This window comes from Streptomyces sp. NPDC091282 (assembly GCF_044757385.1).
Taxonomy (GTDB): Bacteria; Actinomycetota; Actinomycetes; order Streptomycetales; family Streptomycetaceae; genus Streptomyces; species Streptomyces gramineus.
This window is the reverse complement of record NZ_JBIVUX010000004.1, coordinates 256,989-277,342: the sequence shown is the minus strand read 5'-3', so window position 1 is coordinate 277,342 and position 20,354 is coordinate 256,989. Positions and strand designations below refer to the sequence as shown.

Genomic DNA, 20,354 nt, shown 5'->3' with positions numbered 1-20,354 from the left:
ATGAAGATGTAGATTAAGGATGCGGACGCGCTCGGGTCAATGGGCCCACGGGACCGCCCGCCCGGCGGCCTGCTCCGCGGCCGTCCCGGCGCGCCGGACCCGCCCGGCTGCGTACCGCGGCGGCACCGCGCACCGGGACGTCAACGACCGCTTATGGACCGGCCGGTGACGAGGGGTGAGACTGGGGGGACCCGACACCCGGCCCCAGGAGGGTGACCATGGACGACCAGGCGGCGCCTCAGCGCGTCGAACTCACCCCGCAGGCGGCCGAGCTGGTGCGCCGGCTGCGCGCCGAGCACGGCCCGCTGATGTTCCACCAGTCCGGCGGCTGCTGCGACGGCAGCGCGCCGATGTGCTACCCCGACGGCGAGTTCCGCACCGGCGGCTCGGACGTGCTGCTGGCCGAGCTGGCGGTGGACGGCGTCGACGAACCGGTCACCTTCTGGATGTCCCGCAGCCAGTACGACGTGTGGAGCCACACCCGGCTGATCGTGGACGTGGTGCCCGGACGGGGTAGCGGATTCTCGCTGGAGGCACCCGAGGGGGTGCGTTTTCTCACCCGTTCTCGCGTAGTCGACGTCTGACCGCCCTGCCGGTCACTCCCGTCTGCTGCACTTCCCTGAGTCCCGAGGTACTCGACGAGACATCAGGGGGTGCGGTGACGCATCGTCAGAGACGACTTGCGGCGACCGGCCGAACTCTGTTCACCATCCTCACGACATCCGGCGTGCTGGCCGGCGCGGCCCTCGCGGGGGCGGCACCGGCCGGCGCCGCGACCGGCACCGGGCGGATCGCGTCCGGCGTCGGCTACCGGGAGTTCGACCTCCCGGCGGCCAAGGGCACCGTCCACGCGCATCTGCTGACCGTCGACCTGAGCGATCCGCGCGTCCACGTGGACCTCCTCACCCCGGGCGCGGTGGCCGCCCGGTCGCCGGTGTCCGCGATGGCCGACGCGGCGGGCGCGGTCGCGGGCGTCAACGGCGACTTCTTCAACATCAGCGAGACCCAGCACCCGGGGGTGGCCGCGACCGGCGCGAGCGTCGGCCCGGCGATCGCCCACGGCCGGGTGCTCAAGGCGGCGGTCCCGACGGCCCAGCGGTTCGGTCCGTCGCTGCCGCCCGGCGCCGCCACCACCGACGTCCTCGGCGTCGGCGTGGACCGCAGGGCCCGGCTGGACCGGCTGACGCTGACCGGCACCGTCGGCACCCCCGCCGGGAGTCTCGCGCTGCGCGGGCTCAACCAGTACGCGCTGGCCCAGGACTCCGTCGGCGCCTACACCGCCGCCTGGGGATCGGCCTCCCGCAAGCGCGCCACCTGCGGCTCGGACACCGACCGGGCGGCCGGATGCAGCACGGACACCTACGAGGTGCGGATCCGCGACGGCAGGGTCGTCGCGACCGCCAGCGCGCCGGGCAGCGGCCCGATCGCGGCCGACACGACCGTCCTGCTGGGCCGGGAGGCCGGCGCGGACCGGCTGCGCCGGCTCACCAAGGGCCAACGGGTCACGATCCGCAGGCGACTGGTGGCCTCGGCCACCGAGGTCCCCTACCGCTTCGCGGTCGGCGGCTACCCGGTGCTGCGCGGCGGCCGCCCGGCGGCCGGGCTCGACGACGCCACCGCGGCCGTCCGCACGGCGGCGGGCCTCACGAGCGGCGGACGCCGGCTCCTGCTGCTCGCGCTGGACGGCGCGAAGCCCTACCGCAGCGGCCTGACCATCGCCGAAGTGGCGCGGGAGATGCGGGCGTTGGGCGCCTCCGACGCGTTCAGCCTGGACGGCGGCGGCTCCACCACACTGGTCGCCCGCACCCCGGGCGACCGGACCGTGCGCGTGCTCAACCACCCGACGGAGAGCCCGGAACGGCCCGTGGCGAACGGGATCGGCGTCTTCTCCGCACCCTGACCGCGGCCCGCGTCCGCCGGCTCACCTCCGCCGGCTCACGGACGCGGGCTCACGGACGCAGGCTGCTCACCATGTCGGCCGTCGCGGTGAGCCCGCTGCTGATGGTGGGCGCCATGCTGGTGCTGGCCAGGTAGAAGCCGAGCAGCATGCAGACCAGGGCGTGCGAGATCTTCAGCCCGCCCTGGCGCATGAACAGCACGGCCAGCAACAGGAGCAGCAGCACCACAGAGATGGAAACGGCCATCGCGAACCTCCTCCGCCACGCCCGTTCCAGGGCGTTCGGCCGCAAGTGTGGCGTAGCGGAGGGGAGGCCCGTGCGGTCGACACGTCCCCCGATCGGGTGGTGTCGCGACGCCCGGCGGACGGCCGGCTCGGGTGCCGACCGGTCCCGGCGCGGAAGTCCCGCGCCGGGAACCGTGGACCGGCGGCCCGGGATCAGGGGGCCCGGAGATCGACCAGTTCGGCCAGCGCCTCGCGGTGCGCGCCCGCCGTACCGAACGCGATCGAGTCCGCCTTGGCGCGCTTCAGATACAGGTGGACGGGGTTTTCCCAGGTCATTCCGATGCCCGCGTGCAGTTGCAGCGCCTCCTCCGCGGCGTGCACGGCGACCGGCCCCGCGTAGGCCTGCGCGACGGCCACCAGCACGTCGGCGTCCTCACCCCGGGCCAGCGCGTCGGCAGCCCCGCGCGCCGCGGCCCGCAGGTTCACCACCTCCAGCCACAGCTGCGCCAGCCGGTGCTTGAGCGCCTGGAACCCGCCCACCGGCCGGTTGAACTGCTTGCGCTCCTTGAGGTACCGCACGGTCTCGGTCAGCGCCCAGTCGGCGAGCCCGAACTGCTCGGAGGCCAGCAGCCCGGCCCCGGCCCGCAGGCCACGGCGGACGGCGGGTCCGGCGTCGCCCACCCGGCGTCCGGCGGCACCGTCGAGGACGACGGTGGCGAGCGGCCGGGTGAGGTCGAAGGACACCTGCGGAACGATCCGCGCCTCGGCCGCCGGGACCGCGTACAGCCCGCCGTCGTCGCCGGGCACCAGCAGGACGTCCGCGGCGACCGCGTCCGCGATGCCGGTCAACTCGCCGTGCAGAAGGCCCTCTTCGACCCGTACGGTCCTGAAGTCGGCGTGCGGGGCGGCGTGCAGGCCCACGGCCAGGGCGCCGATCGTCCGGCCCGAGGCCAGCTGCCCGAGCAACTCCTCGTCGCCGCAGGCCAGCAGCGCCTCCGTGGCCACCACCGCACTGCTCAGGTACGGCACCGGCGCCACCGCTCGGCCCAGTTCCTCCAGGACGACGGCGGCCTCCCGGTGCGAGGCGCCCTGGCCGCCCATGTCCTCCGGCACCAGCAGACCGGCCAGCCCCATGCCCTCCGTGAGCGCCTTCCAGGCGGCCAGGTCGTGCGGGGCGTCCGACTCGGTGCGGGCGATGACGCCCGGCGCGTCGCAGTGGTCGGCCAGCAGGTCCCGCACCGCGGCCCGCAGCGCCTCTTCCTCCTCCGAGTACAGCAGGTCGGTCATCGGGCGAGGTCCTTCCAGGCGACGTCCTTGTCGGTGCGCGGCTCGGCGGGCAGGCCCAGCACGCGCTCGGCGACGATGTTCAGCAGGACCTCGCTGGTCCCGCCCTCGATGCTGTTGCCCTTGGCACGGAGGTAGCGGTAGCCGGTGTCGCGGCCGACGAAGTCCACCAGTTCCGGCCGCCGCAGGGTCCAGTCGTCGTACAACAGGCCCTCCTCGCCGCGGAGTTCGACCTCAAGGCCGCTGATCTCCTGGTTGAGGCGGGCGAAGGCGAGCTTCATGCCGGCGCCCTCGGGGCCGGGCTGCCCGGCGACCAGCTGCTGGCGCAGCCGCTCGGCGGTGAGCCGGGCGACCTCGGTCTCGACCCACAGCTTCAGCATCCGCTGGTGCAGGTCGTGGGTGCGCAGGTCGGGGCGTTCGCGCCAGGTCCGCGCGACCGGGCCGATCATGCCGCCCTCGCGGGGCAGGCGCATCCCGCCGATGGCGACGCGCTCGTTGTTCAGCGTGGTCTGCGCGACCCGCCAGCCGTCGCCGGCCTCCCCGAGGCGCCGGGAGTCCGGGATGCGGACGTCGGTGAGGAAGACCTCGTTGAACTCGGCCTCGCCGGTGATCTGCCGCAGCGGCCGGACGTCCACGCCCGGGTCGGTCATGTCGCACACGAAGTACGTGATGCCGGCGTGCTTGGGCACGTTCGGGTCGGTGCGGGCGATCAGGATGGCCCAGCGGGCGTTGTGGGCGCCGGAGGTCCACACCTTCTGCCCGTTGACCACCCACTGGTCGCCCTCCCGCGCCGCGCGGGTGCCGAGCGCGGCCAGGTCGGAGCCGGCGCCGGGCTCGCTGAACAGCTGGCACCACACCTCCTCGCCGGTCCACAGCGGCCGCAGAAAGCGCTGCTTCTGCTCCTCGGTGCCGTACTTGAGGATGGTCGGCGCGGCCATGCCCAGTCCGATGCCGTTGCGGCGCGCGTCGTTGTCGGGGGCGCCGGCGGCCTCCAGCTCGGCGTCCACGACGGCCTGGAGGGAGCGCGGGGCGCTGAGCCCGCCGAGGCCCTGCGGGTAGTGCACCCAGGCGAGTCCGGCGTCGAAGCGGGCCCTGAGGAAGTCCAGCCGGTCCGTCGTGGCGGGCGGGAAGGCGGCCAGCAACTCCGCCGTGCGGCGGGTGAGTTCGGCGGTGTCGGTCATGCCGCGGCTCCGTTCGGTACGACGGTGACCCGGCCGGTGGTGACACCGTCGCCGACCCGCTGCACGGCGTCCGCGGCCCCGGCCAGCGGGACCCGCTCGCTCACCAGCGGCTTGACGGCGCCGCTCGCGGCCAGTTCGGTGAGCCGCCGGTGGCAGTCCAGGATCAGCGCCGGGTTCTTGGTGGCGTACAGGCCCCAGTGCAGGCCGAGGATCGAGTAGTTCTTGACCAGGGCGTGGTTGAGGGCGGGGCTCGGGATGGTGCCGCTGGCGAAGCCGACCACGACGATCCGGCCCTCGAAGGCGACGGTCTTGGCCGACTGGGTGTACGCCTCGCCGCCGACCGGGTCGTAGATCACGTCGACGCCCCGGCCGCCGGTGGCCTCCTTGACGGCGCCGACCACGTCCTCGGCGTGCCGGTCGACGACGACGTCGCAGCCCAGTTCGCGTGCCACGGCCGCCTTGCCGGCGCCGCCCACCACGCCGATCACGGTGGCCCCGGCCGCCTTGCCGAGCTGCACGGCGGCGCTGCCGACCCCGCCGGCGGCGGCGTGCACCAGCAGCGTCTCGCCGGCCTGGAGCGCGGCCCTGCGGTGCAGTCCGAACCAGCCCGTCTGGTACCCGATGTGCAGGGCGGCGGCCTCGGCGTCGTCCAGCGCGTCGGGCGCGGGCAGCAGGGCGGCGGCGTCCGCGACCGCGTACTCGGCGAGACCGCCGTGGGGCAGCGCGGGGTTGGCGATCACCCGGCGTCCGTCCTCCGTCTCGCCGCAGATCTCCACGCCGGGGGTGAACGGCAGCGGCGGGCGCACCTGGTACTGGCCCCGGCACATCAGCACGTCGGGGAAGTTGATGTTGGCGGCACGCACCTTCAGCAGGACCTGGCCGTCGCCGGGGGTGGGCCGCTCCGTCTCCTGGAGCCGCATCACCTCGCTCGGCTCGCCGTTCTCGTGCACTTGCCATGCCTGCATGCGGTGCCTCCACAGACTGCTTCGTCGGGGTCCATCGCATACTAAGCGGTCGCTTGCCGATGAGGGAACAGCCGACGGCACGGCGGACGTGTCAGGCCGCGCCCTTCGGCCGGGCCCGCACGTGCATCCGCTCCCCCTGCGGCCCGAACAGGCTCAGGAACTCCACCGGCCCCTCCCCCGTCGATCCGAACCAGTGCGGCACCCGGGTGTCGAACTCCGCCGCCTCCCCCGCCGCCAGGACGACGTCGTGGTCGCCGAGCACCAGCCGCAGCTTCCCGGAGAGCACGTACAGCCACTCGTACCCCTCATGGGTGCGCGGCTCGGGATCGAGCTTCCGCCTGGGCTCGACCACCTTGAAGGCCTGGAGACCGCCGGGCTGCCGGGTCAGCGGCCAGAACGTGCGGCCGTACCGCTCCATCGGCTTGGCCCGCACCCGGGGATCGCCGACCGGCGGGGCGCCGACCAGCTCGTCCAGCGGCACCTGGTGGGCCTGCGCGATCGGCAGCAGCAGCTCCAGGCTGGGCTTGCGCAGCCCCGCCTCCAGCCGGGAGAGGGTGCTGACGGAGATGCCGGTGGTCTCGGAGAGGGCGGCGAGGGTGACCTCCCGCTCCTTGCGGAGCCTGCGCAGCCGGGGGCCCACTCCCGCGAGAACGTCGTCGGTAGTCATGAACGTATTGCAGTTTCGGCAAAGAGGTTTGTCAATCCGGCCAGGAGTGCGCGACCGTCGCCGACGGAGGTGGTCACCATGACCGACAGGTACGAAGTGGTCGTCGTCGGAGGCGGTGCGGCCGGGCTGAGCGCCGCGCTGGTCCTCGGCCGGGCCCGGCGCCGCACCCTGGTCGTCGACGCGGGGGAGCCGCGCAACGCGCCCGCCGCCCACATGCAGGGCTTTCTGACCCGCGACGGCATGCCGCCCGCGGAGTTCCTGGCCGCCGGCCGCGAGGAGATCGCCCGCTACGGCGTGGAGCTGGTCCGGGACCGGGCCGTGGGCGCGTCCAGGGACGGCGACTTCACGGTGGCGCTGGCGAGCGGCCGGCGGGTCGGGGCCCGGCAGCTGGTGGTCGCCACCGGCCTGCGGGACGAGCTGCCCGACGTGCCGGGGGTCGCGGAGCGGTTCGGCCGGGACGTGCTGCACTGCCCGTACTGCCACGGCTGGGAGGTCCGCGACCAGGCCTTCGGCGTCCTCGCGGGCCCCGTGATGAGCGCCCACCAAGCGCTGATGGTCACCCAGTGGTCCAAGGACGTGACGCTGTTCCTGCACCGGGTCGCCGAGAGCGACCTGTCGGAGGAGGACCGGCGGCGGCTGGCGGCGGCCGGGGTCCGGGTGGTGCCGGGCGAGGTCGCCGGGCTGCGGATCGAGGACGACCGGTTCACCGGCGTCCGGCTCGCCGACGGGAGCACGCACCCGCGCCGGGCCCTCTTCGTGGCCCCGCGCCCGGTCCCGCGCAACGACCTGTTCGTGGAGCTGGGCGCGGAACTGGCCGAGACGCCGTTCGGCACCTACCCGGTGATCGACGAGCGGGGCCTGACGACCGTGCCGGGCCTGTGGGCGGCCGGGAACGCGAGCGGCTTCGCCGAGCAGGTGGTCAACGCGGCCAGCCGGGGCTACCGGGCCGGTGCGGCGATCAACGGCGAGCTGCTCTTCGCCGACCTGGACGCCGCCGTGCGGGTGTAGCCGGCGGCCGCCCGTTGCACCATGGCTGCATGCTGCTGAGCCGGCTCGCCGAAGTGTCCCGTGAGGTCGCCGCCACGGCGGCCAGGTCCCGCAAGACCGCACTGCTCGCCGACCTCTTCCGGGAGACGGCCCCGGACGACGTGCCGGTCGTCATCCCCTACCTGGCCGGCCGCCTCCCGCAGGGCCGCCTCGGCATCGGCTGGAAGGTGCTGAGCCGCCCGGTCCCGCCGGCCGCCGCGCCGGTCCTCACCGTCCGCGAGGTCGACGCCCGGCTGACCGAGCTGGGCAAGGTGGCCGGGCCCGGTTCGCAGGCCGAGCGCACCCGCCTGGTAGGCGCCTTGATGGGTGCGGCGACCGCCGCCGAGCAGCGCTTCCTGCTGGGACTGATCACCGGCGAGGTCCGCCAGGGCGCCCTGGACGCGGTGGCCGTCGAGGGGCTGGCGCAGGCGACCGGCGCGGACGCGGCCGGCGTGCGGCGGGCGGTGATGCTCGCCGGGTCGCTCCAGACGGTGGCCGAGGCGCTGCTCGCGGACGGCCCGGCGGCCCTCGCCCGCTTCCGGCTCACCGTCGGCCGCCCGGTGCTGCCGATGCTCGCGCACACCGCCTCCTCGGTCGCCGAGGCGGTCGGCAAACTGGGCACGTGCGCGGTCGAGGAGAAGCTCGACGGGATCCGGGTCCAGGTCCACCGGGACGGCGACGCGGTCCGCGTCTACACCCGCACGCTGGACGACATCACCGACCGCCTGCCCGAAGTCACCTCCGCCGCGCTGGAGTTGCCGGGCGACCGGTTCATCCTGGACGGCGAGGTGATCTCCTTCGACGCCGCCGGGCGGCCCCGGTCCTTCCAGGAGACGGCGGGCCGGGTCGGCTCCCGGACGGACGTGGCGAAGGCCGCCCGCGAGGTCCCGGTCTCCCCGGTCTTCTTCGACGTGCTCTCGGCCGGCGACCACGACCTCCTCGACCTCCCCTTCGCCGACCGGCACACCGAGCTGGCCCGGCTGGTCCCGGAGCCGATGCGGGTCCGCCGGGCGCTGGTCTCCTCACCCGGGGACACCGCCGCCGCCGAGGAGTTCCTCGCGGCCACCCTGGAACGCGGCCACGAGGGCGTGGTCGTCAAGGCCCTGGACGCCCCGTACAGCGCGGGCCGCCGGGGCGCCGCCTGGCTGAAGGTCAAGCCGGTGCACACCCTCGACCTGGTCGTGCTGGCCGCCGAGTGGGGACACGGCCGGCGCACCGGCAGGCTCTCCAACCTCCACCTCGGCGCCCGCACCCGGGACGGCGGCTTCGCCATGCTCGGCAAGACCTTCAAGGGCATGACCGACGCGATGCTGGAGTGGCAGACCGCCCGGCTGAAGGAACTGGAGGTCTCCGACGACGGCGGGGTGGTGACCGTACGGCCCTCGCTCGTCGTCGAGATCGCCTACGACGGCCTGCAGAGGTCCTCCCGCTACCCGGCCGGCGTCACCCTGCGGTTCGCCCGGGTCGTCCGCTACCGCGAGGACAAACGGCCCGAGGAGGCCGATACGGTGGAGACCCTGCTGGCCGCCCATCCGGAGGTACGGCGTTGACGGAACCGAAGCGGAGCGCCGGACTGCTGCTGTTCCGGCACACCGGCCACGGCGTCGAGGTACTCCTCGGCCATATGGGCGGCCCCTTCTTCGCGAAGAAGGACGCGGGCGCGTGGAGCGTCCCCAAGGGCGAGTACGAGCCCGGCGAGACCCCGTGGGAGGCGGCCCGCCGGGAGTTCCAGGAGGAGCTGGGCCTGCCGCCGCCGGACGGCGAGGCGCTCGCCCTCGGCGAGGTCCGGCAGAGCAACGGCAAGATCGTGACGGTGTGGGCCGTCGAGGCGGACCTGGACCCGGCCGCGATGGAGCCCGGCACCTTCACGATGGAGTGGCCGCCGCGCTCGGGCCGGATCCAGGAGTTCCCGGAGCTGGACCGGGTGGCCTGGCTCTCTCCCGACCGCGCGCGTGAGGTGATCGTCAAGGCGCAGGCCGCGTTTCTCGACCGGCTGGCGGAGCACACGGACTGAACAGGCGCGCATGCGTTGCGGTCCACCGGGACGCGCGCCAAGGTCGAAGCAAACCCGCTCCCAGGGAGGTCAGCCATGCCCATCGCGACGGTGAATCCGGCGACAGGCGAGACGCTCGAGACGTTCGAGGCCATGGACGAGAACGAACTCGAACGCCGGCTCGAACTCGCCGAGGCGACGTTCCGCACGTACCGCACGAGCGCCTTCGCCGAACGGGCCCGCCTGCTGCACCGGGCCGCCGACCTGCTGGACGCGGACCGGGACGACATCGCCCGCACGATGACCACCGAGATGGGCAAGCCGCTCGCGCAGGCCCGCGCGGAGGCCGGGAAGTGCGCGAAGGCGATGCGCTGGTACGCCGACCACGCGGAGGAACTGCTGGCCGACGAGGAACCGGCGGAGCAGGACGTGAAGGACTCGGGCGCGTCCCGGGTCCGGGTGCGTTACCGCCCGATCGGGCCGGTGCTGGCCGTGATGCCGTGGAACTTCCCGCTCTGGCAGGTGGTCCGGTTCGCCGCCCCGGCGCTGATGGCCGGCAACGTGGGGCTGCTCAAGCACGCGTCGAACGTGCCGCAGACCGCCCTGTACCTGGAGGACCTCTTCCACCGGGCGGGCTTCCCGCAGGGCTGCTTCCAGACCCTGCTGATCGGCTCCGGCGCGGTCGACGAGATCCTGCGCGACGAGCGGGTGCGGGCCGCCACGCTCACCGGCAGCGAACCCGCGGGCCGCGCGGTCGCCGCCACCGCCGGCGAGATGATCAAGAAGACGGTGCTGGAACTGGGCGGCAGCGACCCCTACGTGGTGATGCCGTCGGCGGACATCGACCGCGCCGCGCGGACCGCGGTGACCGCGCGGGTCCAGAACAACGGGCAGTCGTGCATCGCCGCGAAGCGGTTCATCGTGCACACGGACGTCTACGACGCCTTCGCCGAGCGGTTCGTGGCGGGCATGGCGGCCCTGCGCACGGGCGACCCGATGGACGAGGGCACGGACGTGGGACCGCTCGCCAGCGAGCAGGGGCGGGCCGACCTGGAGGAACTCGTCGACGACGCCAAGCGGTCGGGAGCACAGGTGCTGTGCGGCGGGCAGCGGCCGGAGGGACCCGGCTGGTTCTATCCGCCGACCGTGCTGGCCGGTATCCACCGCGACATGCGCATCCACCGGGAGGAGGCCTTCGGTCCGGTGGCCACGCTCTACCGGGCCGGGGACCTGGACGAGGCGGTCCTCATCGCCAACGACTCCCCCTTCGGGCTCAGTTCGAACGTGTGGACGCGGGACGAGGCCGAGATGGACCGGTTCGTCCGGGACCTGGAGGCGGGCGGTGTGTTCGTCAACGGCATGACCGCGTCCCACCCGGCGTTCCCGTTCGGCGGCGTGAAGCGGTCCGGGTACGGGCGTGAGCTGTCCGGGCACGGAATCCGGGAGTTCTGCAACATCACCACCGTTTGGCAGGGTGCGTGAGGGTCACGCGGCTACGATCCGGGTGTGAACCGGGAAGTGACTCTGCCTCTGATCGTCGACGACCGCGGGACCCTGCAGGTGGCCGCCGCCGACGTGAGTAAGTTGCTGCGGACCATGGGCGGACGGTGGGTGCGGCTGGTGGAGGCCGGGGAGAGCGGGCTGGACGAGGACACGGTGGCCGCGCTCACCATCGAACTGGCGAAGCTCGCCGACCGGATCGACGTGGCCTGCATCGCCCACAGCAGCGGGCAGCAGGGGTAGTTCGCGGTCCGGACCGGGGACGGGTCACGAGACCTACGCCGGGTACGCCTGGCAGCCGGGCGGGGGCGCGTGAGTCGGCCGGCGCCCCTCACCCCCACCGCCCGCCCCGGCGGCCCGCTGCGCCAGATGCAGGAACGCACGGCGGACGGCGCGGTTCACGCGGTGTTTTCGAGGCCCGGCGCGGCGAGGGTCCCCCGGCTCGCCGGGCCGCCCGCCACCGGCGGGACCCACGGCAGGGCGGCCGGCTCCTGAGCAGGCTCTGACCTCGTCCTTCTCGGCCTTTGAACGGCCGTGACGGGCGTCGCCGCCTCCGCGTCCCGATACCTCTGCGCCGATCCGGCCCTGACACCGGGTCACCGGTTCGGAGTAGTCCGGCGCGAGATCGTCGCTCTCTCGGGTGATCGTGAGAAAACCACCTCCTGAGGTGAACCACCTCTCTGACCGGTCGGGGCAAACCCACCGGAAGGCTGAAAGCAGGCACGGTTCATGGCGACTTTGTGCAAACCCTCAGTGTCGGTCCCGGAGTACGTGATCACGATGGAGGAGACGCTGGATCTGGCGCGCTCCCACCATGAGAACCACCCGCAGCTGCCGCTGGCGCTGAGACTGATCGAGAACACGGGCGTTCGCACCCGGCACATCGTGCAGCCGATCGAGGAGACCCTCAAGCACCCCGGCTTCGAGGAGCGCAACAAGCTCTACGAGGTCGAGGCCAAGTCGCGGGTCCCCGCAGTCATCCAGCGAGCGCTCGACGACGCCGAGCTGCTCACCAGCGACATCGACGTGATCATCTACGTCTCGTGCACGGGCTTCATGATGCCCTCGCTCACCGCGTGGCTGATCAACGAGATGGACTTCGACTCCACCACCCGCCAGATCCCGATCGCCCAGCTCGGCTGCGCGGCGGGCGGAGCGGCGATCAACCGGGCGCACGACTTCTGCACCGCGTACCCGAACGCCAACGCGCTCATCGTGGCCTGCGAGTTCTGCTCGCTGTGCTACCAGCCGACCGACCTCGGCGTCGGCTCGCTGCTCTCCAACGGCCTGTTCGGCGACGGCATCGCCGCCGCCGTGGTCCGCGGCAAGGGCGGCACCGGCGTCGAGCTCGAACGCAACGGCTCGTACCTGATCCCCAAGACCGAAGAGTGGATCATGTACGACGTCCGGGCCACCGGATTCCACTTCCTGCTGGACAAGCGGGTGCCCGCGACCATGGAGCCGCTGGCGCCGGCCCTCCAGGACCTGGCGGGGCTGCACGGCTGGAACGCGTCCGACCTGGACTTCTACATCGTCCACGCCGGCGGGCCGCGGATCCTGGACGACCTGAGCAAGTTCCTCAAGGTCGATCCGCACGCGTTCCGGTTCAGCCGCGCCACGCTCACCGAGTACGGCAACATCGCGAGCGCCGTCGTCCTGGACGCGCTGCGCCGGATGTTCGACGAGGGCGGCGCGGAACCCCAGGCCCGCGGCCTGCTCGCCGGCTTCGGTCCCGGCATCACCGCGGAGATGTCGCTGGGTCGCTGGCGGCGCTCGGGCGAAGAGGCGGCCTGACCGCGATGACCGTCACCGAACCACTCGACCCCGCCGAGGGGGCCGCCGGCGCGGCTCCCGGCGTGGCCGCCTGCCCGGTCCGGCACTGGGAGGTGCCGGACCTGGCGGGGGTGGACTTCGACCCCACCCTGGCGGAGCTGATGCGGGAAGGTCCGGTCACCCGGATCCGCCTGCCCAACGGCGAGGGCTGGGCCTGGCTGCTCACCCGGTACGACGACGTACGGGCGGTCGCCAACGACCTGCGCTTCAGCCGTGAGGCGGTAATGGAGCAGCCGGTCACCCGGCTCGCCCCGCACTTCATCCCGGACCGCGGCGCGGTCGGTTTCCTCGATCCGCCCGACCACACCCGGCTGCGCCGCGCCGTGGCGCCCGCGCTCACCTCCAAGGGCGTCGAGCGGGTCCGGGACAAGGCCCGCGTGATGCTGGACCAGCTCGTCGACGGACTCGTCCGGCAGGGCCCGCCCGCCGACCTGACGGCGACGGTCCTGAGCCCCTTCCCCATCGCGGTGATCTGCGAGGTGATGGGGGTTCCGGCCGCCGACCGGCACACCATGCACCTCTGGACCCAGCTGATCCTGTCCTCCAGCCACGGCAAGGAGGTCAGCGAGAGGGCCAAGCGTGAGATGGGCGCCTACTTCGCCGACCTCATCGCCCTGCGGGTGGACAGTACGGGCGAGGACGTGACCTCGCTGCTGGGCGCGGCCGTGGGCCGCCGGGAGGTCACGCTGGAGGAGGCCGTAGGTCTCTCCGTCCTCCTCCAGATCGGCGGCGAGGCGGTCACCAACAACAGCGGGCAGATGTTCTACCTGCTGCTGACCCGGCCCGACCTGCTCGACCGGCTGCGCACCGAGCCGGAGATCCGCCCGCGGGCGATCGACGAGCTGCTGCGCTGGATACCGCACCGCAGCGCGGTCGGGCTGTCCCGGATCGCCCTTGAGGACGTGGACATCAAGGGCGTGCGGATCCGGGCGGGGGACGCCGTCTACGTCTCCTACCTGGCCGCCAACCGCGATCCCGACGTCTTCCCTGACCCCGGGACGATCGACTTCACCCGCAGTCCCAACCCGCACGTCTCGTTCGGGTTCGGCCCGCACTACTGCCCGGGCGGACAGCTCGGCAGGCTGGAGGAGGAACTCCTGGTGGACGCATTGGTCGACCGGCTTCCCGGGCTGCGGCTGGCCGTGCCCGCGGACCAGGTGCCCTTCAGGAAGGGCGCGTTGATCCGCGGGCCCGAAACCCTTCCGGTGGCGTGGTGAGGTGCCCATGACCACGACCGAGGGACTTCTCGTACCGCCGGGACACGGACGTGTCGTCCACACACCGGCCCAGCGCGTCACCTTCAAGGTGACGGGCACGCACTCGCGGATGGCCTCCACCTTCGAGGTGGAGGTGCCGCCGGGCTTCGACGTGGGCGCCCATGTGCACACCCGCAGCGAGGAACTGTTCTACGTCCTCGAAGGCGAGCTGGACGTCCTCGCCTTCGAGCCTCGCATCCGCACCCCCGACAACTGGCAGAAGTGGGAGTCGAGTTCGGGCACGCGGGTGGTGCGGGCGACACCGGGCACGCTGATCGCGGTACCTCCCGGCTGCCCGCACGCCTTCGCCAATCCGACGAACAGCCCGGCGCGGATGTTCTTCCAGGCGTCCCCGCCGCCCGAGCACGAGCGGTACTTCGAGGAACTGCTGGAGATCCTGAACAGCGCCGGTCCGCCGGACCACGAGGCCATCGAGGCACTCCGCAAGCGCTACGACATCGAGCAGCTCACCCCTCTGAAGCACCGGTGAGCGTGCCCGCCTGTCCGGGGGCGCCGGGAGCTACCGGATCGGCATCCCCGACAGCGTGCGGGCGATCACCAGCCGCTGCACCTCGCTCGTCCCTTCGAAGATCGTATAAATCGCCGCGTCGCGGTGCATCCGCTCGACCGGGTACTCCCGCGTGTAGCCGTTGCCGCCCAGGATCTGGATGGCCTGGGCGGTGACCTTCTTCGCGGTCTCGCTGGCGAACAGCTTCGACATCGAGCCCTCGGCGGCGGTGAACGGCTTCCCGTTCACCGCCATCCAGGACGCACGCCACACCAGCAGCCGGGCGGCGTCGATGGACGTACGCATGTCCGCGAGCTGGAAGGCGACGCCCTGGTTGTCGATGATCGGGCGCCCGAACTGCTCGCGGGTCCTCGCGTAGTCGAGGGCGACCTCGTAGGCGGCGCGAGCCGTGCCGACGGCCATCGCGCCGACGGCGGGACGCGAGGCCTCGAACGTCGCCATCGCGGCGTTCTTGACCCGCTCGCCGCCCGACTTCGCCCGCTCCCGGGCACGGGCGAGCCGCTCGTCCAGCTTCTCCTTGCCGCCGAGCAGGCAGGAGCCCGGCACCCGGGCGTCGTCCAGGACGACCTCGGCGGTGTGCGAGGCACGGATGCCGTGCTTCTTGAACTTCTGGCCCTGGCTGAGCCCGGGCGTCCCCGGCGGGACGATGAAGGACGCGTGGCCCTTGGAACCGAGCTCCGGGTCGACCACCGCGACGACCACGTGGACGTTGGCGATGCCGCCGTTGGTCGCCCAGGTCTTCGTGCCGTTGATCACCCACTCGTCCTTGGCCTCGTCGTAGACGGCCCGGGTGCGCATGGAGGCCACGTCGGAGCCGGCGTCGGGCTCGGAGGAGCAGAACGCGGCGACCTTGACGTCATTGGGATCGCCGTACATCTGCGGGATCCAGGTGCCGATCTGCTCCTCGGTACCGTTGGCGAGGACGCCGACGGCGGCCAGACCCGTGCCCACGATGGACAGGGCGATGCCCGCGTCGCCCCAGAACAGCTCCTCCATGGCCATCGGGATGCCGAGACCGGTGGCGTCGAAGTACTGCTGGGCGTAGAAGTCGAGGGAGTAGATGCCTACCTTCGCGGCCTCCTGGATGACCGGCCAGGGAGTCTCCTCACGCTCGTCCCATTCGGCGGCCGCGGGGCGGATGACGTCGGCGGCGAAGCCGTGCAGCCAGTCCCTGACCTCCTTCTGTTCGTCGTTGAGCTCCATGGTGAACTCGGCCATGACCCCTCCAGCGGCGGCGCATAATGTGTTACTAGCGGTAACTGAAGTCTGTTACTCGTCGGTAGGAAAAGTCAACTCCCAAGGTCACCTCGGCAGCCAGTTCGAGATGGGTCGGCCGTCAGGTGTTAGTTTGCGCAGGCGTCACCGAAACAGCACGGGGTGGGGAGAGCCAATGGACACCACACAACGGACCGAACAGCAGCGATCAGCCGACCGCCGGCGGCGGGAGCTGCTGGAGGCGGCCGACCGCGTGGTGCTGCGCGACGGCCCGCAGGCCTCCATGAACGCCATCGCGGCGGAGGCCGGCATCACCAAGCCGATCCTCTACCGCCACTTCGGCGACAAGAGCGGACTCTACGCGGCCCTGGCCACCCGGCACACCGACGCGCTGCTGAACTCGCTGCGGGCCGCGCTGGACGCTCCCGCGGAGCGCCGCGAGCGGGTCGAGGCGACCCTGGACACCTACCTCGCGGCGATCGAGGCACGGCCCCAGGTGTACCGGTTCCTGATGCATCCCGCGGACGGCAGCACCGGCTCCGACCAGGGATTCGACGTCGGCCAGCACTCGGCCCCGCTGCTGCGCCGGATGGGTGAGGAGCTGGCGCAGGTCATCGAGGAACGGCTGGATCTGGGCCCCGGGAGCCAGCTCCTTGCCCGCGTGTGGGGCCACGGCATCGTCGGCATGATGCACGCGGCCGGCGACTGGTGGCTGGGGGAACGGCCCTGCACACGTGCGGAACTGGTGAAGAGTCTGGCCGACCTGCTGTGGGGCAGGCTGGCGGCCGCGGGCGACAAGGTGGGCGGGCCGGGGTTCTGAGCCGGCGGGGTCCGGCAGGCCGGCGGCGGGGCCCGGTGCGCCCGCGCGGCGGCCGGTCCGCTCACCGGTGCCAAGGAGCCCTGGCCACCTGCCGCATGAGCCTGCGCCCGCGCAGGCCCGTCACGCGGTCCGCGTACACGCGGCCCTCCAGGTGGTCCGTCTCGTGCTGCAGACACCTCGCGAAGAAACCCGTCCCGTCGATCGTGACGGGCTCCCCCGCGGCCGTGAAGCCCTCCACCACCGCGTGGTCGTACCGTTCCGTGCCCGCCTCCAGGCCCGGCAGGGACAGGCAGCCCTCCGGGCCGCGGACCGTCACGCCGTCCGCCGTCACCAGGCGGGGATTCACCACATGGCCCAGATGCCGTACGTCCTCGTCGTCCGGGCAGTCGAAGACGAACACCCGCAGCGACTCACCCACCTGGTTGGCCGCCAGGCCCACGCCCTCCGAGGCGTACATCGTCGCGAACAAGTCCTCCACCAGACGGGAGAGTTCGGGGCCGAAGCCGGTGACGTCCGCGCAGCGGGCGTGCAGCACGGGGTCGCCGAACAGGGTGAGGGGCCGGACCCGCCCGCGGACGCCCGGAATGGAACCTTGTCGCATGACCGCAAGGGTACGGTTCGAATCAGCCCCCGCCCGCCGCGCGGCGAGGGCCGGAATTCGGGTGTGCGAATAGATCTCGATAGGCTGAGGTGCACACCACGTTGCCGGATGGCTGATGCGCGGCGCGTAGTCAAGGAGGATCGAGAACTGATGGCAGGCAACTCGGACCCGCTCACGCCGCGGGCCAAGATCGCCGTGACCGCCGGGAAGGCGGTCGCAGCGGCGTCCCGTGCCGCGGGGCGCGGCAGCGGATCCGTGATCGGCGGCCGGGTCGCACTCAAACTCGACCCCGACCTTCTCGCCCGGCTCGCCCAGAACCTGGACGTCACGCTCGTCTCGGCGACCAACGGCAAGACGACGACCACCCGGCTCATCGCCGAGGCGCTCAAGGCCGCGGGACCGGTCGTCTCCAACGCGCTCGGCGCCAACATGCCCGCCGGCATCACCTCGGCGCTGGCCGGCGGCTCCGAGGCCAAGTTCGGCGTGATCGAGGTCGACGAGAAGTACCTCGCCGGTGTGGCCCGGGACACCGACCCGAAGTGCATCGCGCTGCTCAACCTCTCCCGCGACCAGCTGGACCGCGCCGCCGAGACCCGCATGCTCGCCGAGAACTGGCGGGAGGGCCTGGCCGGCTGCAAGGCGGTCATCGTGGCGAACTGCGACGACCCGCTGGTGGTGTGGGCCGCGTCCTCCTCCCCCAACGTGGTCTGGGTCGCCGCCGGGCAGATGTGGAAGGACGACGCCTGGTCCTGCCCGTCCTGCGGCGGTGTGATGCAGCGCCCGGGCGACGACTGGTTCTGCGGCGAGTGCGGGTTCCGGCGGCCGACCCCGAGCTGGGTGCTCTCCGGGGACCACGTCCTGGACCCGCACGGATCCGCCTGGCCGATCCACCTCCAGCTGCCGGGACGCGCCAACAAGGCCAACGCGGCCTCCTCGGCCGCCGTCGCCGCCGTCTTCGGGGTGCCGCCGCAGGTCGCCCTGGAGCGCATGTACCAGGTGCAGGCCGTCGCCGGACGGTACGACGTCGTCCAGTTCCAGGGCCGTGACCTGCGGCTGCTGCTCGCGAAGAACCCGGCCGGCTGGCTGGAGACGTTCTCGCTGATCGACCCGCCGCCGGCCCCGGTGATCCTGTCCGTGAACGCACGCGGCGCGGACGGCACCGACACCTCCTGGCTGTGGGACGTGGACTACACCCGCCTCACCGGCCACCCGATCTTCGTGCTCGGCGACCGCAAGCTCGACCTCGCGGTGCGTCTGGAGGTCGCGAACCAGCACTTCCAGGTCTGCGACTCCCTCGACCAGGCCGTGCAGATGTGCCCGCCCGGGCGCATCGAGGTCATCGCGAACTACACCGCGTTCCAGGATCTGCGCCGCCGCGTCGGCAACTGACTGACCCCGAAGGACGATCATTGATGAGCGACAACCAACTGCGGCTGGTGTGGATCTACCCGGATCTGCTCAGCACCTACGGCGACCAGGGCAATGCCCTCGTCGTGGAGCGCAGGGCGCGGCAGCGCGGTCTCGACGTGGCCCGGCTGGACGTCCGCAGCGACCAGCCGATCCCGACCTCGGGAGACATCTACCTGATCGGCGGCGGCGAGGACCGTCCGCAGCGGCTCGCCGCCGAGCGGCTGCGCCGTGACGGACACCTGTACCGGGCCGTCGAGAACGGCGCGATCGTGTTCTCGGTGTGCGCCGGCTACCAGATCCTCGGCCACGAGTTCATCAACGACCTCGGGCAGCGGGAGCCGGGCCTCGGCCTGCTCGACGTGACGACCGTGCGCGGCACCGGCGAGCGGTGTGTCGGTGACGTCCTCGGCGACATCGACCCGCGGCTCGGGCTGCCCCCGCTGACCGGCTTCGAGAACCACCAGGGCGTCACCCAGCTCGGCCCCACCGCCCGCCCGCTCGCCCGGGTCCGGCTGGGCAAGGGCAACGGCACCGGGGACGGCACCGAGGGCGCGTACAACGACACCGTCTTCGGCACGTACATGCACGGCCCCGTGCTCGCCCGCAACCCGCTCATCGCCGACCTGCTGCTGAAGCTGGCGCTCGACGTCAACGCGCTGCCGCCGATCGACGACCGGTGGTACGAGGCGCTGCGCACCGAGCGCATCGCGGCCGCCGAGCAGCCCGCCTGAGCCGTACCGCGGACGTGGCGTCCGGGCCCGCCTGACGGGGTGTCCGCTCACATGTGCGGGTGCGTCCAGCAGGCGGACGCCCGGTACGGCGGGACCCCCTCCCGCCGGTAGGGTGACGGCGATGTCAGCCGGACAGCGTGGTCCGGTCCTCGGCCCACGTGAAGAAGGTTGTTTCGGGCTATGCGCATTGGTGTCCTCACGTCCGGCGGCGACTGCCCCGGCCTGAACGCCGTCATCCGGTCCGTCGTGCACCGTGCCGTCGTCGACCACGGCGACGAGGTCATCGGCTTCCGGGACGGCTGGAAGGGCCTTCTGGAATGCGACTATCTCAAGCTCGACCTCGACGCCGTGGCGGGCATCCTGGCCCGCGGCGGCACGATCCTCGGCTCCTCCCGGGTCCAGCCCTCGCACCTGCGGGACGGCGTGGAGCGGGCCCGGGGCCATGTCGCCGAACTCGGTCTCGACGCCGTCATCCCGATCGGCGGTGAGGGCACGCTGAAGGCGGCCCGGCTGATGTCCGACGCCGGCCTGCCGATCGTGGGCGTGCCGAAGACGATCGACAACGACATCGCCGTCACCGACGTCACCTTCGGCTTCGACACGGCCGTGGGCGTCGCGACCGACGCCCTCGACCGGCTGAAGACCACCGCCGAGTCCCACCAGCGGGTCCTCGTCGTCGAGGTCATGGGCCGGCACACCGGCTGGATCGCGCTGCACTCCGGTATGGCGGCCGGCGCGCACGCCATCGTCGTGCCGGAGCGGCCCTTCGACATCGACGAGCTGGCCCGCCGGGTCGGCGAGCGGTTCGAGGCCGGCAAGCGGTTCGCGATCGTCGTCGCGGCGGAGGGGGCCAAGCCGAAGGCGGGCACGATGGCCTTCGACGAGGGCGGCAAGGACATCTACGGCCACGAGCGGTTCGCCGGGATCGCCCGGCAGCTCTCCGTCGAGCTGGAGCACCGGCTCGGCAAGGAGGCGCGGCCGGTCATCCTCGGACACGTGCAGCGGGGCGGGACGCCGACGGCGTACGACCGGGTGCTGGCGACGCGGTTCGGGTGGCACGCGGTGGAGGCCGTGCACCGCGGGGAGTTCGGCCACATGACCGCGCTGCGGGGGACGGACATCGCGATGGTGCCGCTCGCCGAGGCGGTGGAGACGCTGAAGACGGTGCCCGCGCAGCGGTACGACGAGGCGGAGACGGTGCTGTAAGGGTCACCGCCGTTC

General features: G+C 72.6%; 21 protein-coding genes. 14 read left to right on the top strand and 7 right to left on the bottom strand.

Translation table 11 applies throughout. The annotated features are described in order from the left end of the window. The first annotated feature begins 218 nt into the window (after positions 1–218). Positions 219–584, top strand: coding sequence for a DUF779 domain-containing protein (locus ACIQOE_RS20290; protein WP_401412769.1), 366 nt, complete (start codon positions 219–221; stop codon positions 582–584). Positions 585–658: 74 nt separating this feature from the next. Then, the gene (locus tag ACIQOE_RS20285; RefSeq protein ID WP_401412767.1) at positions 659–1,900 is read left to right on the top strand and encodes a phosphodiester glycosidase family protein; all 1,242 of its coding nucleotides are present in this window, start codon (positions 659–661) and stop codon (positions 1,898–1,900) included. A 49-nt stretch (positions 1,901–1,949) separates the two neighbouring features. Here the strand turns inward: ACIQOE_RS20285 and ACIQOE_RS20280 are convergent, their stop codons facing one another. From ACIQOE_RS20280 to ACIQOE_RS20260, 5 genes are all read right to left on the bottom strand, one after another. Next, positions 1,950–2,144 (bottom strand): hypothetical protein, encoded by a 195-nt coding sequence (locus tag ACIQOE_RS20280; protein ID WP_351326497.1) that lies wholly within the window; start codon positions 2,142–2,144, stop codon positions 1,950–1,952. A gap of 191 nt (positions 2,145–2,335) precedes the next feature. After that, positions 2,336–3,409: an acyl-CoA dehydrogenase family protein gene (locus ACIQOE_RS20275; protein WP_401412765.1), complete on the bottom strand. Its 1,074-nt coding sequence runs from the start codon at positions 3,407–3,409 to the stop codon at positions 2,336–2,338. After that, on the bottom strand, positions 3,406–4,587 hold the full coding sequence (locus tag ACIQOE_RS20270) for an acyl-CoA dehydrogenase family protein (protein ID WP_401412763.1): 1,182 nt from the start codon (positions 4,585–4,587) through the stop codon (positions 3,406–3,408). The genes ACIQOE_RS20275 and ACIQOE_RS20270 overlap by 4 nt, the downstream gene beginning before the upstream one ends. Next, a complete protein-coding gene (locus ACIQOE_RS20265) occupies positions 4,584–5,552 on the bottom strand; it encodes an NADPH:quinone oxidoreductase family protein (RefSeq protein WP_401412761.1) in 969 nt (322 codons plus the stop codon). The genes ACIQOE_RS20270 and ACIQOE_RS20265 overlap by 4 nt, the downstream gene beginning before the upstream one ends. Before the next feature lie 91 nt (positions 5,553–5,643). Then, the gene (locus ACIQOE_RS20260) at positions 5,644–6,219 is read right to left on the bottom strand and encodes an XRE family transcriptional regulator (RefSeq protein WP_351326502.1); all 576 of its coding nucleotides are present in this window, start codon (positions 6,217–6,219) and stop codon (positions 5,644–5,646) included. Between the two features lie 78 nt (positions 6,220–6,297). On the opposite strand from ACIQOE_RS20260, the gene ACIQOE_RS20255 reads away from it, so the two are divergent. The 8 genes from ACIQOE_RS20255 (at position 6,298) to ACIQOE_RS20220 (ending at position 14,317) form a co-directional block, all read left to right on the top strand. Then, complete coding sequence (locus ACIQOE_RS20255) at positions 6,298–7,227, top strand: NAD(P)/FAD-dependent oxidoreductase (RefSeq protein ID WP_401412759.1); 930 nt, start codon at positions 6,298–6,300, stop codon at positions 7,225–7,227. Between the two features lie 29 nt (positions 7,228–7,256). Then, positions 7,257–8,795 (top strand): ATP-dependent DNA ligase, encoded by a 1,539-nt coding sequence (locus tag ACIQOE_RS20250; RefSeq protein WP_401412756.1) that lies wholly within the window; start codon positions 7,257–7,259, stop codon positions 8,793–8,795. Beyond that, entirely contained in the window at positions 8,792–9,259 is a 468-nt protein-coding gene (locus ACIQOE_RS20245) for an NUDIX domain-containing protein (RefSeq protein WP_362642023.1), read from the top strand. Before ACIQOE_RS20250 ends, ACIQOE_RS20245 begins: the two co-directional genes overlap by 4 nt. 75 nt (positions 9,260–9,334) lie before the next feature. Continuing rightward, positions 9,335–10,720, top strand: coding sequence for an NADP-dependent succinic semialdehyde dehydrogenase (locus ACIQOE_RS20240; RefSeq protein WP_401412754.1), 1,386 nt, complete (start codon positions 9,335–9,337; stop codon positions 10,718–10,720). Between the two features lie 24 nt (positions 10,721–10,744). After that, positions 10,745–10,981, top strand: coding sequence for a DUF6213 family protein (locus tag ACIQOE_RS20235; RefSeq protein ID WP_351326511.1), 237 nt, complete (start codon positions 10,745–10,747; stop codon positions 10,979–10,981). A 486-nt stretch (positions 10,982–11,467) separates the two neighbouring features. Then, complete coding sequence (locus tag ACIQOE_RS20230; RefSeq protein WP_351933297.1) at positions 11,468–12,532, top strand: type III polyketide synthase; 1,065 nt, start codon at positions 11,468–11,470, stop codon at positions 12,530–12,532. Between the two features lie 5 nt (positions 12,533–12,537). Further along, positions 12,538–13,788, top strand: coding sequence for a cytochrome P450 (locus ACIQOE_RS20225; protein WP_351326513.1), 1,251 nt, complete (start codon positions 12,538–12,540; stop codon positions 13,786–13,788). Positions 13,789–13,795: 7 nt separating this feature from the next. Beyond that, positions 13,796–14,317 carry a cupin domain-containing protein gene (locus ACIQOE_RS20220; protein ID WP_351326515.1) on the top strand — a complete coding sequence of 174 codons (522 nt, stop codon included), beginning with the start codon at positions 13,796–13,798 and terminating at the stop codon, positions 14,315–14,317. Positions 14,318–14,347: 30 nt separating this feature from the next. Here the strand turns inward: ACIQOE_RS20220 and ACIQOE_RS20215 are convergent, their stop codons facing one another. Next, positions 14,348–15,574, bottom strand: a complete 1,227-nt coding sequence (locus ACIQOE_RS20215) for an acyl-CoA dehydrogenase family protein (RefSeq protein WP_401412750.1) — start codon at positions 15,572–15,574, stop codon at positions 14,348–14,350. Between the two features lie 172 nt (positions 15,575–15,746). Here ACIQOE_RS20215 and ACIQOE_RS20210 point away from each other — a divergent pair, with 172 nt between their 5' ends. After that, entirely contained in the window at positions 15,747–16,391 is a 645-nt protein-coding gene (locus ACIQOE_RS20210; RefSeq protein ID WP_351326518.1) for a TetR family transcriptional regulator, read from the top strand. Positions 16,392–16,452: 61 nt separating this feature from the next. Here ACIQOE_RS20210 and def read toward each other — a convergent pair whose 3' ends face one another. Next, positions 16,453–16,992: a peptide deformylase gene (def, locus tag ACIQOE_RS20205; RefSeq protein WP_351326519.1), complete on the bottom strand. Its 540-nt coding sequence runs from the start codon at positions 16,990–16,992 to the stop codon at positions 16,453–16,455. 150 nt (positions 16,993–17,142) lie between these two features. Between def and ACIQOE_RS20200 the strand changes: the two genes are divergently transcribed. The 3 genes from ACIQOE_RS20200 (at position 17,143) to ACIQOE_RS20190 (ending at position 20,339) form a co-directional block, all read left to right on the top strand. Beyond that, positions 17,143–18,381 (top strand): MurT ligase domain-containing protein, encoded by a 1,239-nt coding sequence (locus ACIQOE_RS20200; protein WP_351326521.1) that lies wholly within the window; start codon positions 17,143–17,145, stop codon positions 18,379–18,381. A 23-nt stretch (positions 18,382–18,404) separates the two neighbouring features. Then, positions 18,405–19,133 carry a glutamine amidotransferase gene (locus tag ACIQOE_RS20195; protein WP_351326522.1) on the top strand — a complete coding sequence of 243 codons (729 nt, stop codon included), beginning with the start codon at positions 18,405–18,407 and terminating at the stop codon, positions 19,131–19,133. 180 nt (positions 19,134–19,313) lie between these two features. After that, positions 19,314–20,339 (top strand): 6-phosphofructokinase, encoded by a 1,026-nt coding sequence (locus tag ACIQOE_RS20190; RefSeq protein ID WP_351326524.1) that lies wholly within the window; start codon positions 19,314–19,316, stop codon positions 20,337–20,339. Positions 20,340–20,354: the final 15 nt, after the last annotated feature.